The sequence below is a fragment of the Ochrobactrum sp. SFR4 genome (genome assembly GCF_019730395.1).
Lineage (GTDB): Bacteria > Pseudomonadota > Alphaproteobacteria > Rhizobiales > Rhizobiaceae > Pseudochrobactrum.
Genome location: NZ_JAAPBB010000445.1, coordinates 1 through 338 on the forward strand (window position 1 = coordinate 1; position 338 = coordinate 338).

At 55.9% G+C, this 338-nt stretch carries 1 protein-coding gene; it reads left to right on the forward strand.

Annotated features, from left to right (window positions below; genetic code table 11):
- On the forward strand, positions 1 to 321 hold a 321-nt coding region (locus tag HBA93_RS19745; RefSeq protein WP_221724420.1), incomplete at its 5' end, for a bifunctional hydroxymethylpyrimidine kinase/phosphomethylpyrimidine kinase.
- Positions 322 to 338 lie beyond the last annotated feature (17 nt).

The window sequence follows — 338 nt, forward strand, 5'->3', positions numbered from 1 at the left end:
GCCGTGCTGATGAAGGGCGGGCATATGGCAGGAGAGCAATGCCCTGATTTGCTCCTGAGCGCGGAATATAATCTGTGGTTTGAAGCGCCACGTGTTGAAACGCCTGATACGCATGGGACAGGTTGCACGCTTTCCAGTGCTTTGGCTGCCGAACTGGCGAAAGGCAATGCCTTGCCGGATGCCGTGCGCGAGGCAAAAGCCTATCTGTTGCGGGCAATCAATGCCGCACACCGGCTTGAAGTGGGTATGAAAGATGAGACTGGCCGCTCACTAGGCCATGGCCCTGTGTTTCATTCGATTGATCAAATCAGAGCGCCGTGAGCCATATTGGGCTCACG